The organism is Akkermansiaceae bacterium (genome assembly GCA_019634595.1).
GTDB lineage: Bacteria > Verrucomicrobiota > Verrucomicrobiia > Verrucomicrobiales > Akkermansiaceae > Luteolibacter.
Map to the genome: position 1 here is coordinate 586,147 of JAHCBC010000004.1, position 15,287 is coordinate 601,433.

Annotated in this window: 11 protein-coding genes; 6 read left to right on the top strand and 5 right to left on the bottom strand. The window is 62.9% G+C overall.

Annotated elements, in window-relative coordinates; translation table 11 throughout:
• The first annotated feature begins 2 nt into the window (after window positions 1–2).
• Window positions 3–878 carry an endonuclease/exonuclease/phosphatase family protein gene (locus KF712_17685; protein MBX3742820.1) on the top strand — a complete coding sequence of 292 codons (876 nt, stop codon included), beginning with the start codon at window positions 3–5 and terminating at the stop codon, window positions 876–878.
• Here the strand turns inward: KF712_17685 and KF712_17690 are convergent.
• Window positions 854–1,741, bottom strand: a complete 888-nt coding sequence (locus KF712_17690; protein MBX3742821.1) for a hypothetical protein — start codon at window positions 1,739–1,741, stop codon at window positions 854–856. The two genes, KF712_17685 and KF712_17690, sit on opposite strands and share 25 nt — an antisense overlap.
• 126 nt (window positions 1,742–1,867) lie before the next feature.
• Between KF712_17690 and KF712_17695 the strand changes: the two genes are divergently transcribed.
• Window positions 1,868–3,877, top strand: a complete 2,010-nt coding sequence (locus KF712_17695; GenBank protein ID MBX3742822.1) for a sigma-70 family RNA polymerase sigma factor — start codon at window positions 1,868–1,870, stop codon at window positions 3,875–3,877.
• Complete coding sequence (locus KF712_17700; protein ID MBX3742823.1) at window positions 3,874–5,121, top strand: hypothetical protein; 1,248 nt, start codon at window positions 3,874–3,876, stop codon at window positions 5,119–5,121. The genes KF712_17695 and KF712_17700 overlap by 4 nt, the downstream gene beginning before the upstream one ends.
• A gap of 68 nt (window positions 5,122–5,189) precedes the next feature.
• Here the strand turns inward: KF712_17700 and KF712_17705 are convergent, their stop codons facing one another.
• Window positions 5,190–5,525, bottom strand: coding sequence for an alkylphosphonate utilization protein (locus tag KF712_17705; GenBank protein MBX3742824.1), 336 nt, complete (start codon window positions 5,523–5,525; stop codon window positions 5,190–5,192).
• A gap of 154 nt (window positions 5,526–5,679) precedes the next feature.
• Between KF712_17705 and KF712_17710 the strand changes: the two genes are divergently transcribed.
• A complete protein-coding gene (locus KF712_17710; protein ID MBX3742825.1) occupies window positions 5,680–6,135 on the top strand; it encodes a nuclear transport factor 2 family protein in 456 nt (151 codons plus the stop codon).
• A gap of 81 nt (window positions 6,136–6,216) precedes the next feature.
• Here the strand turns inward: KF712_17710 and KF712_17715 are convergent, their stop codons facing one another.
• The 3 genes from KF712_17715 to KF712_17725 form a co-directional block, all read right to left on the bottom strand.
• Complete coding sequence (locus KF712_17715) at window positions 6,217–7,521, bottom strand: DUF58 domain-containing protein (GenBank protein ID MBX3742826.1); 1,305 nt, start codon at window positions 7,519–7,521, stop codon at window positions 6,217–6,219.
• Window positions 7,522–7,530: 9 nt separating this feature from the next.
• Entirely contained in the window at window positions 7,531–8,520 is a 990-nt protein-coding gene (locus tag KF712_17720; GenBank protein MBX3742827.1) for a MoxR family ATPase, read from the bottom strand.
• Between the two features lie 66 nt (window positions 8,521–8,586).
• Window positions 8,587–11,955 (bottom strand): M6 family metalloprotease domain-containing protein, encoded by a 3,369-nt coding sequence (locus tag KF712_17725; GenBank protein MBX3742828.1) that lies wholly within the window; start codon window positions 11,953–11,955, stop codon window positions 8,587–8,589.
• Between the two features lie 105 nt (window positions 11,956–12,060).
• Between KF712_17725 and KF712_17730 the strand changes: the two genes are divergently transcribed.
• Both KF712_17730 and KF712_17735 read left to right on the top strand, forming a co-directional pair.
• Entirely contained in the window at window positions 12,061–13,929 is a 1,869-nt protein-coding gene (locus tag KF712_17730) for a heparinase II/III family protein (protein ID MBX3742829.1), read from the top strand.
• 63 nt (window positions 13,930–13,992) lie between these two features.
• Window positions 13,993–15,276, top strand: a complete 1,284-nt coding sequence (locus tag KF712_17735; GenBank protein ID MBX3742830.1) for a hypothetical protein — start codon at window positions 13,993–13,995, stop codon at window positions 15,274–15,276.
• The last annotated feature ends 11 nt before the right edge of the window (window positions 15,277–15,287 follow it).

Below are 15,287 nucleotides of genomic sequence, written 5' to 3' on the forward strand. Positions count from 1 at the left end.
GGATGCCGGTCAAACCCATCCTCACCGCCGTCCTGCTGCTTTCAGCCATCGCCCACGCGTCCGAGCCGCTGCGCGTGCTGTGCTTCAACCTCCGCTACATCAACAAGGGGGACACCGGCGACCGCACCTGGACCGCACGCAGGGACCAGGCGGCGGATGTGATCCTCAAGGACAAGCCGGATCTCATCGGCATCCAGGAAGGGCTGCGGCCGATGCTGGATGACATCGCGGAAAGGGTGCCCGGTTATGTCGAGATCGGCGGCGGGCGCGAGGATGGTCTGGCGAAGGGGGAATACACCGCGCTGCTGGTGAGGGCGGACCGTTTCACCATCCAACAGTCCGGAACCTTCTGGTTGTCGGACACGCCGGAAACCACGGCTTCCACCACTTGGGGGAATCAGGTCGTGAGAATCTGCACGTGGGCGAAGCTCTATGACCGCACCAACAAGCGGGCGTTCCATTTCTTCAACACGCACCTGGACCACCAGACTCCGCTCGCCCGGCAGAAAGGCACGGAACTGATCGTCTCGCGCATGGCCGCCTGCGGGGCGGATGGTCCGTTCATCCTAACCGGGGATCTCAACGCCCGCCCGGAAGATCCGCTGCATGGCCTGCTCACCACCGGTCCGTGCGGCCTGGTGGATGTGTGGGCCGCGCTGCACCCGGGTGCCACACCGGAGGAATCCGTAACCGCCCATTCCTTCATCGGGAAGCCCGACGGATCCCGCATCGACTACATCTATGCCTCGAAGGTGTTCACGCCGGTCGACTCGGAAGTGCTGAGGACGCACATCAACGGCGTCTATCCATCCGACCACTATCCGGTGCGAGCGACGCTGGCCTTTCCCGTGGATCAGCCGGTGGCACCAGCGCAGTGACCGCCGTGCGCCTCGCCATCGCGGAAACCGAATCCACGGCGCACCGCCGCCATCTCCGCGGTCAGGCGTCCGTTCTGCCCGCGCACGATGAACGGGGATTCTTCCGTGGTTTCATCACTGAAATCCTCTGGCAACCGGCAGGCGAACAGTGTGAACAAAGGCTCCAGCGTTTCACGCGGCACCACATCCCGCATCCTCACGATCTTCAGTCCGGAGGAAAGGATGCCATCGATCCCCCGTTGCCGCTGGCGCGTGGGGAAACAGACGACGAACCATCCGCCCGGTGCCAGGTGCTTCACCGCCGCCTTCGCATAGTCGGAAATGTCACCCCGCAGCTCGAACCGGGCGTGTGCCTTCTGTGAGTCCTGCGGCACCACACCGGTCCCCTCCGGAAAGTAAGGCGGGCTGCCGGTGATGAGCGGAAACTTTTCCGCCAGGGCGAGATCGCGCAGATCGCCCAGCGAGTGATCCACACGGCCAAGCAGGCCGTTGCAGCGGAGATTCGATTGGAGAAGCCGGTAGCTGATCTCCTGGGCCTCCACACAGGTCAGGCGGGCACCTTCTCCCATCCCCCACAGGGTCAGCAGGCCGACCGTGCCGATGCCGGTGCCAAGATCAAGGTGGCGTTCCACCTTTGGCGATGACTGGAGGGCATACCACGCCGTCAGCACGTCATCTGCAGAATGCCGGTGGCCCTTCAACCGTTGCGCGATGAGCCAGCCCGCCTCCGCACCGGAATCATCCGTGAGGGCGCCACCCGCGCCGCCGACAGGCCCGGTCAGCGCGTCGAGCGTGATGCGCTCGCCGAACTCCTCTTCCAGCCGGAGCCGTTCCTTCCGCCATTCTTCCATTTCAGACGCCATCGCTGGCAGGAGGGAAAGCAGACCCGGCCCACCAACTCAAGTCCGGGTGATCCCTGAATTTTTTTGTCCGCTTTCCCGGCACGGCGGTGTCTTCTGGTCATGATGGCGGATGATTCCCAAAACCTGTTGCTCCGTTTTTCCCGTGACCGCTCCGACGAAGCGATCCGCACCCTGGTCCGGCGCCATTCCCCGCTGGTCTTCGCCACCGCGCTCCGGCGGCTGAACGGCGACCACAGCGCCGCGCAGGATGTCACCCAGGAAGTCTTCACCCTGCTGGCGAGAAAGGCCGCCAGCCTGCACGATGTGTTTCTCTCCGGCTGGCTCCACCGCCAGGCCTGCCGCCGCGCCGCCAACCATGTGCGCACGGAGCAACGGCGCAGGCGGCGCGAGAAGATCGCCGGTGAGGCCATGGAAGCCCCCGGCGGAACCGACCGCTCCCCTTTCCTCTTCCGGGAACTGGATGAGGCGTTGCTGAAGCTCCCCTCTCCGGACCGCGATGCGGTGATCCTCCGTTTCTTCGAAGGAAAGGATCACCGCCAGGTGGGGATGAAACTGGGCATCACGGAGGAAGCGGCCCGCAAGCGGGTGAAGCGCTCCCTCGAGCGGCTGGGCTGCCTCCTCGGGAAACGCGGGCTGGCACTCACGGGAGGATCACTGGAAGTGAAGCTGCTGGGGATGGAATCCCTGCCGGTGCCGGAAGCGCTTGTCAGCCGCATCGCCGGAAATGCGGCGCAGGCAGGATCGGGCAGTTCAACCGTCCTCGCCTTCCTCAAGCCCATGCTGGCCGGATCCGCCCTCGCATCCCTCGCCGCCGGAGGCACGCTTGCGATGCGGCAGCCATCCCACGAACCGGAAAAAGCACCTGCCATCACCACCACCCGCGAGCGGGAGGATAGGGCGGAGGGCTACACCATCCTGCCCGCAGGCTCTCCGCTGGAGGCCATCATCAGCGAGATCAAGCGCCTGAAATCCGGTCCCGCCCACACGCTGACACGCCTGCAACTGGATACACTGCTGGAAAGGATCAGGATCGAACAGATCCCGGAGTTCATCACGCTCGCGGAGGAACGCCTCACACCCTCCGAGCAGATCGCCGCCTATGAACCGCTGCTGAAGCGGTGGGCCGCGAAAGATCCCGATGCCGCCCTCACCCATGTGCTCCAGTCCGGCATGGCCGCCCGGCGGGATGCGGCCATCTGGGGGAACACGCTGTTGGGCAATCTCCTCACCTCTTGGCTGGAACGCAGCCGGGACGCGCCCGCAGCATGGCTCATCGCCCACCAGGATCATCCTTTCCTGAAACCGGGAGGAGATGGAGCGAACCTCGTCGGCAACATATCGAAAGGCTACTACCAGCACGGGAACCATGCGGCCGTGTTCCGTCTCATCGATGCGCTTCATCTCCGCGAAGCGAAGATGAACGCCTTCAAGAGCATCGCCGGAGAGGGTTCGATGTGGGTGATGAACGGCAAAGGAAAAGCGGAACGGTGGATAAAGTTCCACCGGGCGCTCGAACTCCAGGGCGATCCCGCGTTGAAAGAGGAGTTCTCACTCCGGTTCTGGCAGAATCTTGCCAACATGGAATTTTCCGACCTGCAGGAGGCGATGAAAAGCATGACACCCAGAGAGAGATTCCAGGTCTCGCTCGGTGTGCTTTCCTCGGGTGTGTCTCCGAAAAGCACCTATGATAAATCAGGAAGCCTGAAGGATCGATCCTTCAAGAAAGTCATCGACCACAATGAGCGGGAGGCCGCTGCCATGGAAGCGGGCGCGGCGGCGGGCCTCCCCCACGAACAGGCTCTTTCCTTGGCGGGAGACGCACTCAGCCGTGTTCTCGATAACACGGAATTCAGTGACTGGCTCTCGCAACACCCGGAGCTTGATCTGGATGACTCCATCCTACGGCGTATCCGCTCCGAACTCGGCGCAAACGGAGGACGCATCGACGATCCGAAGGAAGCGATCAGCCTCCGCTGGACCGCCATGATCCGGGATCCGGAACTCCGCCTGAGCGCGGCACGAGCGGCGTTCATCCGGCTCCTCGCGGTGAAATCGGAGCTGGCCCAAAGGAATCTGGCAATGCTCCCGGAGGAGCTCGTATCAGAACTCACCCCCATGATGCCCGTCACGCCATGACCAACCGCACCCTCATCACCGGAATCCTCTCCGCGGCGGTGACCGTCGCCGCTTGGGCCATCGTGTGGCCACGAGGGTCAGCTTCACAGGGACAACCCCCTGTCTATGAAAAGGAAAAGCCACCTTCCCAACCCCGGATCGATCCCCCTACCACCATCGCCGCTCTCCGTGAGGCGAAGACGCCGGAGGAAAAGCTCGCCGCGGCAGCCCGGCTCCAACTCATCCCGGTGGAGCGGATTCCGGAGTTATTGGAGAGTTTTCCCGTCATGGAGAACAAGTGGCCGACTTTCGCAACGCAAGCGCTGTTGATCCGCTGGGCGTCAAAGGACGGAGCGGCGGCGATGGAGTGGCTGTGGATGAACCTCCCCGACCATAATCACTTCCCCAGTGCCTCCCGCGACATCCGCGCGAGTTGGGCATGGCATGATCCGGAGGGACTGGCGCGGTGGGCCGGAGAACATTACCGAAACGAAGCTCCGGATGGCTCCGGATCGGAATCCAGCACTCCGTCGATCGATTCCGGCCAACTCAGCGAGATTTGCCTGTGGCTCGTTCCCCACGATCCTTATCTGGCATGCACGCTCCGAAAGAAAGCGGGCGGCTCCTTTTCCTCCCAGGATGTCGCACTGGCGCAGGCTATCCCCACGGTCGAGAAAGTCCGGCAGGCACTTCGTGCCTATGATGATCTGGACCAACTGAGTTCCACGAAAATATCCGGGCACCAGATGATTCCGATGCAGCTTCTCCGCCGCTGGCAGGAACTGGACCCGGAAGACTTCGCCCGCTCTCCCTACGGCCATGTCATGCCAGTCTCCATCTATGGAGGGGACTACCTGAGGAAAGACGAATGGCGCACGCTCTCACCTGAGAAACGCACGGCCCGCGCCAATGCCCTGATTTCCGGAAAGGACGATGGCGGACGGGCAACGGGCATCTATCAGGTCGCCGCACAATGGGCGGAAGTCGATCCCGCAGGGGCGGCCTCCTGGCTGGAAACCCTTCCCGCATCCGACGCGAAACAATGGGCGGGTGCCGTCTCCGGCATCATCGTTCCGAAAGATCTGCCCCGCGCGCTGGCACTGTTAAAGACCCAGGAACCTGCGGCCTACCGCTCATCCCTGGTCCGTGCGTTCGATGCCTGGACGAAGCACCATCCGGACACCCCGGCGGATCTATCCGGCCAGGATGAAGCCACCCGCCGGGTGTGGGAAGACCTGCAGGCGCTGGGCGGGGAGAATCCATGATCCATGATGGCTTGGCCAAATGCTGAAGATGCCGGTCTGAAGACCGGCGCTCCCAGCGCCTCCGATGATCACTGGACCTTTTTCACGAAGCAGGCTTTCAGCCCGATCGACAGGCCTTCCATCTTGCAGGAAATCTCATGATCCCCGTCCACCAGGCGGATCGGCTTTGATTTCATCCCCACCTTGAGGGTCACGGTGCTGCCTTTCAGCTTCAGATCCTTGATCATCGCCACCACGTCGCCGTCCGCCAGCACATTGCCGAAGGCGTCTTTCACCACGCGGTCCGCCGCCGCTTCCTCCGCGACGTCGGCATCCCACTCATGGCCGCAGGTGAGGCACTCGCACTTCCCCGCACCCACCATCACATCCTCCATCCCGCACAACGGGCAAGTCGTCTCGCTCATGGGTTCAGCCAAAGGGATGACCGCGGCGGAGGCAAGCACGGGAACGTGAAAGCCCGATACGGAATTTTCTCCCATCCCCCGCCCTTCCCGGGCAAATAGGGATTGCGGAAGGGCGGACCGCCGTTCCCTCTGACCCCAAAATCGTCATTCATCCATGAAATCCATCGTCATCCCGCTCATCGCCTCCCTCCTGGCTTCCCTTTCGTTCGCCGCCGCACAACCGGACACCAAGGAAATCACCGCCGCCGATGATGCCCGTGTCGCCGCCACCATGGCAGCGGACAAGGCCGGACTGGAGAAAGCTTTTTCCGATGAGCTTCACTACGCCCACTCCTCCGGAGTGGTGGACACCAAGGCGTCCTTCATCGACATCCTCGTGTCCGGGAAGAACAAGTATCTCAAGATGGACTACATCAAGCGGGAGTTCTCCTTCCCCGCCCCGACGGTCGCCCTGATGACCGGCCAGGTCCGGATCAAGACCGAGTCCAAGGAGAAGGGCGTCAATGAATTCACCCTGAGCTACCTCGGCGTCTGGAAGCAGGAGAACGGCGCATGGCGCTTCCACTCGTGGCAGTCCGCCCGCCTCCCGGAGCCGCCTCCCGCCAACTGATCTCCCGTCAATTCGGCGAAAGGAAGACAAGCCTCCGGATTGTCATCTGAGGCAATCCGGAGGATTGCCCTCCTGCCTCCGCTAGATCCTGCCCGCCGCCTTGATGTCCAGATAACGGTTCGCCAGACTGATCGCCAGTTCCTGCGCGGTGGTGTCCATGGTGAGGATGCCGTGCATGCCCAGGGTGCTCAGGATTTCCCTGCGTTCCCTCTGGTAGTGATCGGCGGCGAGGAACTTCAACGCATCGTTGAAATGCACCACCGGGGTGGATGCGGCGTCCTCCACCGACTTTTCCTTGAGGCTGGCCAGCAGGACCAGATGTTTCGAGCGCAGGACCTGGAGCGCACCGCTCAGTTCTTTCCCATCCTCACCGCGTAGGTTGGTCATGACGATGACCAGCGCCCGCCGCCGCTGGCGGGCCATGAGCGCCTCCACCGCACCGGAGAAATCGCTGGGGGCGGAGGTGGTCTGGTAGTCGTAAAGGTGGTTGAGCAGCACCGGCATGGCATGCGCTCCCTTGATGGGCGGCAACCAGCGGTCCGTGCCGCCGAAGGATTTCACCCCCACCTTGTCCCCCTGCCGGAGCGCGATGTGGGAAACAAGCAGGATGGCATTGAGCGCGTGGTCGAACTGCGGGAGCGCGCCATCCATCGCCCGCATCCGCCTGCCGGTATCCAGCAGGAAGATGATGGTCTGGTCCCGCTGTTCCTGGTAGTCCCTGCTGATGAGCATCTGCCTGCGGGAGGATGCCTTCCAGTCGATCTGTGAATACGGATCCCCGTCCCGGTAGTCCCGCAACTGGTGGAAATCGCGGCTGGTCCCCGGCCGCGGCCTGCGGACGATGCCCATCGGACTTTCCCGGTGCTGCATGCCGAGGAGGGCGAAGCGGATCACCGGCTCATAGTTCGGATAGACCTTCACGCTTTCCTCCGCTCCGTGGAACGTCTTCCGCTGCCAAAACCCCGCCGGGGATACCCGGCGGATGCAAACCCTGCTGAATGCGATCTCCCCGCGCTCCATGATGCGGACGGGGTGGAACACCTTGATCTCCCGCCGTGCGGGGACCACTCCCTGCCAAGGCATGGCAGGAGCATCCGAGCCCGCGGGGATACCATCGAAAATCCCGATCTTCGCCGGGACGCCTCCGGCATTCCGAACGGACAGCCTGACTTCCGCCGGTTCCCCTTGGGCGAACCTTTTCGGCAAACGGCGCACCACTTCCAGACGACGGAAAACGAGCAACGCCACGGCATCCACCAGCAGCACCACCGCTGCGGCAATCCCCAGGCCGGTCCAGATCCAGATCCACTCCGGAACCGCGGAGACGACCCCACCGGCCACCGTCCAGGCGAGCGTCAGGAGAATGAACCGGAACGTCGGGCTCATCGGTTCAACCTACTGCCGGGGAGCGGGCACGCTGTCCACGATGGCGCGCAGCACTTCATCCACATTCTGGCCGCTGATGGCGACCTCCGGGGTGAGTTGCACCCGGTGGCGGAGGACCGGCAGGGCGGCGCTCTTGATGTCGTCCGGGATCACATAGCCCCGGCCATTCAGGACGGCGAACGCCTTGCCGATCTTCACGAGGCTGATGGCGCCACGGGTTCCCGCCCCGAGGCCGATGGCCCGGGACTCACGGGTGGCCTGCGCGATGGCGACCGCGTATCCCACCACTTCCGGCATCACCTGGACGGCGGAGGTCGCGGACTGGGCCGCGATGATCTCCGCAGGGCCGCAGACGGGGACCACGCTCCGGTCCGCGGCGCGCCCCGCTTCCGATGCGGCGCGGGTGACGATCTCGCACTCCGCATCCCGCCCCGGATAGTCGATGAGAACCTTCATGATGAAGCGGTCCAACTGCGCTTCCGGCAGCGGATAGGTCCCCTCATGCTCCACCGGGTTCTGGGTGGCCAGGGTCATGAAAGGAGGCTCCAGCCGGAGGGTCTCCCCGTCGATGGTCACCTGGACTTCCTGCATGACCTCCAGCAACGCGGCCTGCGTCTTCGCGGGTGCGCGGTTGATTTCATCCGCCAGCAAAAGATTCGTGAAAACCGGTCCGCGGCGGAGCTGGAACGTCTGGCTGCGCATGTCGAACATGCGGAAACCGGTGACGTCCGACGGCATGAGGTCCGGGGTGAACTGGATCCGCCCGGAATGACCGCCGAAGCTCTTCGCCAGCGTGTTGACCAGGTGGGTCTTCCCCAGCCCCGGCTTCCCCTCCAGCAGGACATGGCCGCCTGCCAGCAGGGACGCCAGCACCTGGTCGATCACCGTGTCCTGGCCGATGATGACCTTCCGGATCTCCGCCCGCATCCGGTGGATGAGATCCAGGAGCGGTGAGGACTGCGGGGCTTCATACGGGGAGTGCTGCGTGGGATCGGACATCGTGACAGCGGAATGTAACAGCCTGCACCCGGGCTTGGGAAAGCCCGGAATTGCCCAATGAACGGATCACTCCCGCTCGATGCGGAAGAACATTTTCCCTTCCGTGGGTGCGACCCCCATATTGAGAAGGGTGCGGGAGATGGGAGCGCCGGTACCGGCGATGCCGGTATGCCCGGTCACCGGCACCCAGGATCCCGGCATGAGCGTGGTGCTGCTGGCCACACGGTAGGTTTTCCCGATCTCCGACCGGAAAGTGACCCCGATGTTGTTGCCGGTGCGCTGGAAGGAGGTCATCTCCAGCGGGATCGGCTTCGGCCCTTGGGTGATGGTGTGGGTGCGGCTGACGGAACCGGAGGTGATGGTGATGATGCCGGTGCGTGCGGCCGTGCCCTGGTTCGCCTCGACCTGGTAGTTGAGCGACTGGTTCCCCACCTGGAATAAATTCGCCAGACTGGAGATCCAGGGCACGTTGCTGGACCATGTCCATCCCGCGTTGTTGGTCACGGCAATGGAGTCCTCCAGCAGAATTCCATCCACGGAGCGGGTCTCCGGGGTGACCGCCAGTTCCACGACCGCCCGGGGGAAGGAATCGGTGAACTGGAAGCGGTTGTTGCTCTCGTTCTCTTCGGTGACCTCATTGTCGGAATCAATCGCCCAGCCAAAGTACCAGTTCGGATAGCTCGCGGACACGGTTCCCAACATGTTGACCATCATGTCCACGGGATACACGCCGCCCGCTTCCAGTCCCGGAACGGTCATGGTGCCGATGTGTTGGTCTGGATTATTGGGATTGATGTGTCCGTTCGACATCATGAAGCGGATTTTGAACGGCCCCGCATCCACGCTACCTGCGTTCCTCACAGCCATCCGGATGCGGGCTTTCCCGGAAGCGACCGCCACGGGAGGCGACAGGCTCATCCCATCCCCCGAGTCCGTCAGGTCGGGACGCGGGATGCCAGCCTGGCGGACGGTATGGGTGGCGATGTAGGCGCCTGTCACCTTGATCCTGAGGGTCCGCGCGGATCCTGTGTTCGGCGGCACGGTGTAGGTGACCGTCTTTGTGCCCGTCTGCGTGCCCGAAGCATCGTTCACTGTCACCCAACCGACGTCACCACCGGTGGGCGTGGTTTCCTTCGACACCCACCAGGTTCTGCCGGGCGCTGTCACCGTGAAGGAATGCGTGCCACCGGCCTGCAGCACGTCCTGCACCTCCGCGGCCACGGAAAAGGTGGGGTTCGGAATGAATGTGCAGACGAGCTGATATTCGCCAGTCTGTGTCCCGTAGTAGTGGTTCACTTTGATATACAACTCCCCCGCGACGGTGACGGTGTGTTCAATGCGGAAGTTGAGATCGACATCGTCGTCGGAATACACCAACTGCGTGCCCGAGGCCGAGTAAAGGGTCCCGACGGTGTCCGTGGAGCCGGTGGTGGTTACCACCAGCGTGCCCGGTCCGTTGGCTTCAAGACGGAAATAGTCCTCATCCCCCTCCTTCTCGATGTTTCCGGCGGTGGTCGAATTCAGCCCGACCAAGGTGGCACTCGCCCGGCTGCCCCCGTGGTCATCCACCGTCTTGCCCTGCTGGGTGACCGTGTAGGAACGGGTGACATCACCCGCCGTGAAGACGAGGGTCGCCGTGCGGGGCGAGACTGATCCGTTGTTGGCGACGGTGTAGTCGAAGATCTGCCTCCCCTGCTGGCTCGGGGCTTCGCTCGTGGTGATCCACGCGGGTTTTCCGGTCCAACTCCACGGGGAGTTCGAATTGACGAAGAACGACTGGGGTGATGCCCCCGCGGAAATGATCACATTCGCGGGATTCAGGCCAAGCAGGGTCACCCCGGGCGGTGAGCCGAGCTGCACATCCATGGATGCGCCCGGCGCGCTGAGCACCTTCAGATAGAGGCCGGAATCCTGGCCGCTCCACCAGTTCGCGTTCGGGTTGTTGTAGTCGTCGAACTCACCGGTGTTGCTGTCATAGAAGTCGCCCGCATCCCCGCGGTTCACGTTGCGCTCCAGATCAAAGCGTCCGTCCGCCTGCTGGATGGATACCAGATAGTGGGCGGAGGACGTCATATGCTGGGCCCGGTTATCGGAAGTGACGGCCTCGTCGATGTGCCAGATGGCGATGCCCTTGTCCTTGCACGCGGCCGCCCATTTGTCGCCCGCCCCGCGGTTCTCGATGAGGAAGTATTCGGTCGGCACACCCGGCTTGCGGATGCGGTAACCGATGTTCCCGGTGGATGGCAGGCTGACCGAGAGATTCTGGTTTGCGGTGAAATCCGTGATGGTCGCCCAGCCGGAAGTCTCTTTCAGGTAAAGGTTGATCGGCCCCGGGGTGCGGCCGCCGTTGAGGTGGTTGGCGGAACCCATGAGGCAGTGTTCGCCGATCCCTTCGGAGCCACCGTCGGTGTCGTAGAGGTCGGGGTAGTCCAGCAAGAGGTGCCCGAGTTCGTGGGCGATGGTGCCGATCACCGGCGCGGAGTTCGCCACATTCGTGCACTGGTATCTGAAGACGGTCCTCCCTCCCAACGACATGCCGCTGCCGCTCAGGTTCCAGGCATGCGGCCAGAGTCCCTTCGCCCAAACCCCGGAATCCTGCCCCGCGAAGAGCAGGCTGGTCGCCACCACCTGATTGTTGACATTGACGGTGAGGGAGGACGAGTCGAAGCCGGTTGCGTTCAACGCGATGATCGCATCCTGCACCAGGAGCCTGCCCGCCGCACCGGCATCCCGGAGGATGGTGTTGTTGGGGTAGTTCGTGTAGTTATAATAGTTCCTGGGATTCGACAGGGTCACCACGGGCGTGACGGCCTGGGTATGGGTGAGCTTGCCCATGGACTGGTCGCTGAAATAATCCCGGATGGATCCGGTGTTCCCGTTGTCCGTATATCCCACCTCATTGCAGAGACGCTGGATCTTGTTCTGGGTCACGGGAAAGGACACGTCGGAGAACTGGACGAGGATGGTCAGGCCGATCTTGGTTCCCAGCACCGGCGCGGCTCCGGGATTGGCCGCCCTCGCCCGCCAGCGCTGCTCACGGTCCGGAATGTATTTCCGGATGTTCGCCTGCCGTGCTTCCGCCACTTTCTCCTTCGGCTCGCGGAGATCCTTCGGCACTCCGGCAGGCGGCTGCTTTCCGGCGGGAACCGCAGACTTCACCAGATCCTTCCCCGCCCCGGCCGCAACCTCGGCATAGTAGTAAGTCTGGTCCGCTTCGTTGAAGATGACGGTATATCCATCCTCCGTGGTGGTGCGGCCATACAACTCATCACCATGGACGCGCAGCGGGAGGACGGTTCCATCCGGCTGGGTCCACTTGGTGGACAAACCCTCCGGAGGATAGGGAGCAGCCACCGCGGATACCGCGGATACCGCGGATACCACCAGCGCGAAGATGGCGGAGATCTGCCTGCGTCCCAACATGGGTGATTTCATGTGATCCACCATAAGCAAAAGCATTGGAAAAACCGCAATTCCAAATACCGCCGTTTGATGAAATGGGCGCTGGTGCCCGCCGGTATTTGAAATTTCATTGGATCCATGCGTCACCTCCTCCTCCTCTCCGCTGCCGCCCTCATTGCATTTCACGCGGTTTCCGCGGAAACCCTCGGATTGAAGGCGGAAATCCGTTCGCTGGGGGAACAAGCGGACTTGGCCAAATACCGGGAAAATCTGGTGGCGCTGTCCATCAAGGAGGCCGCAAAGCCCGTCATCGTCCGTCCGCCCACACTGGCGGTGCTGCTGGAGAAGTATCCGGAGTCGATGAAATACCAGACGAAGCCGGCCCATCAGGCGAAGCTCACGGATGAGGAATGGGAACGCTTCGCCCTTTCCCTCAGTGATGCGAACCTGAACGGCATTCTCTCCGAGCGGCTGCCACGGATGGCAGCAGCCCATGTTTTCAGCGAGGATGAACGCATCCTGTCGCACATCGTGGAACAGCTCACGGAAATGGCATCGTGGAAACCGCTGGAACGTCCCGGCACCACCTCGACAAAGCAGAACCTGCCCTACGCTCCATGGCTGGGGACCGGATGGGCGGTCCGTGCCATCACGGGCACGCTGGACATCCTGCCACCGGAATCCCTCCCCGCCGGATTGAGGGACACATTGATGACAAACATGGAGGAGGAGATCCGTGGCATCCGGAACGCGTGGAAGGAACAGAAGCTCTGGTACACCCGTGAATCTTCCTGCTACAGCAACCAGTGGGTGGTGCCGAACGAAGCCCTGGTCCTCGCCTCCATCTTCACCGGTCTGGAAAAACACCGGGATGACTATGAGTTGGGGGTGAAGAACCTGCTGAAATCCCTGGACGCCCAGGGCGCGAAGGGGGAATTCACCGAAGGCGGTTCGTATGCCGCCCTCACGATGAACAGCCTGCTTTCCGCGGCGGAAGCCGCCGCCGCACAGGGAGACCGCCGCCTGACCGACCATCCTTACCTGAGGAAGTTCCCCATCTGGTACATCCACCACGTCCAACCGGGCGGGCGGATCATCAACGCATTCGATTCCAAGGTGGACAACCTCGATCCGAACCTGCTTTCCCGGTTCATCTCCGCCGTGCGCAGCCCTGAGGCGCTGTGGATGGTCCGCAGGGACAAGAAGCTGGGATATGGCAACAAGCTGGCGGGCTTGTCGGCACGGGCGGTGAAGGATCTTTCCCCGCAGCAGCCTCCCCTTTCCGCTGCCTATGACATCGCAGCGCGCATCAACTGGCGGAGCAGTTGGGATGACGCGACCGCCGCGGGATTCTGGATGCGTGGTGGACATGCGTCGGATTCCCATGACCACCAGGACCGGGGGCATGTCAGCTTTTCCATCGGCGACCGGGAGATCCTCATCGAGGCGGGCCTGACGTCCTACGGCATCCCGGAGCATCCCACCCACTACCGCAGCGTGGCGGGGCACAACGTGCTGCAGGTCGGGAATGCCGCGCCGGAGGATTTGAAAGGCCCCGTCATGAAGGCGGCCGGGCAGATCCTCGATTCCGCGCACCGCTCCGCCCCCATCACCGTCGGGAGGATGGGTGCCTCCGGTGGCACGGCCTCGGCGGATATGTCCGGCTGCTATGCCAAGACGGAGAAATGGGTGCGCCATGCCACCTGGGACAAGGAAGGTGTCTCCGTGAAGGATGAAGTCGTTCTCAAGGAAGCGGACCACGTGACCTTCCGCTGGCACCTGGCCGCCGCCGCGGATGCAGCCGCCGTCATGAAGGATGGCAGCATCCTCATTGATGGCATCGAGATCCGTTACCATGCTGACTCCCCTGTCACCGCCACCGTGGAGCCGATGCCCGGATTCGATGCCCGCCTGAAGAAATCCGCGGAGCACGCTTGCGTGGTCATCCGTTCGGAAAAGCCGGTGAAGTCCCTCACCCTGGGTTCAACGATCAAGCTCGCGCCTTGATCCTCGCAAATCCGTCAAAATTCCTCGTTTCCAATCTCCGGATCCAGCTCCAAGAATAAGGCGATGCCGCATCAATCCTCCGCCTCACTGCCTGATCTCACCGTCGATGGGCTGATCAACCACCTCCATGCCCTGACTTTTTCCCAAGCCGGAGCACCATCACCGGCGCAGATCCGGGAGGTGATGGAGACCCTCTATGCCGCCAGCCTGCTGAAGGAAGAAGGCCGGTCCGTGAGGGCGCGCGTGATCATCGCCCCACCGGATGATTTCAGGGACGCGGACGGACCTCCGGACGGCATCCATGCCATCCGCTTCACCACCCCCCACCCGCTGACGGCGAACGAAATCAAGCGTCTCAGTCCGGCCGCCAGCTTCTTCCACTCCGTGGTGGCCATCTGGCCGGACCGGGACCGGGGCTTCCGCATCTGGGGCATCCTCAACACCGGACCGCGCTGGATGAACCAGGTCGCGGGTGGCCGGAAATCCTCCGGAAAGGAAATCACCCAACCCGTGATCCACGTGCGGGATCCCGGCTGGCTCCTGTTTTACCAAGGCTACAACCTGATCGCGGAATGGCGTGGCACGGAGTTTCATGGCCCGCGCATCGATGTGTTCCAGATCCGCCTGCTGAACGAGCGCTTCGCGCGCTTCCGGCTGAAGATGGTGGAGGAACTGGCCGACGACTGCCTGCCGTGCAACCTCTGCCTGGAAACCTACGCCGAACTGAGCCACCTGATCTCCCTCCAGTTCGTGAAGCGCGTGATCAACCTGGTCCGCACCAGCGGGCATGGCGGCAGCATGGTCATGCTCCCCTTCGGCGACAAGGACGCGGAACTGGCTGGCAGTTGGATTGACTGCAAGTATTCATCGGAGCCGGATGAGGCGGGCCTGAGGTTCCGCCATCTCCTGCAATCCATCATCCGGCGTGTGGGACACCTCAGCCCGGCGGACGCCACGCTGGAAGACGCGTGGGACATCTTCCGCAACAGCCATGACGAGGAACTGGATCATCTGGAGGAAGCGTTCTTCGAGCTGGCCCGCCTGTTCTCCGACCTGATGCAGGTGGACGGCGCGCTGGTGGTGGACCAGCGGATGTGCATCCTCGGCTTCGGCGGAGAGATCCGGGTGGACCGGAACGTCCTCCAGGTCCACCAGGCGCTGGATCTGGAAGGCAGCAACCTCGCACAGTGGAACGTCCAGGGAGATGGAACGCGCCACCGTTCCGTCTACCGCCTGTGTTCGGTGGAGCCGAAGGTGATCGGCTTCGTCATTTCGCAGGACAGCCAGGTGAGGCTCATCGCAAACGTGGATGACTCGGTGGTCTTCTGGGCGCACACGATGATCTGAATCCGCCGTCC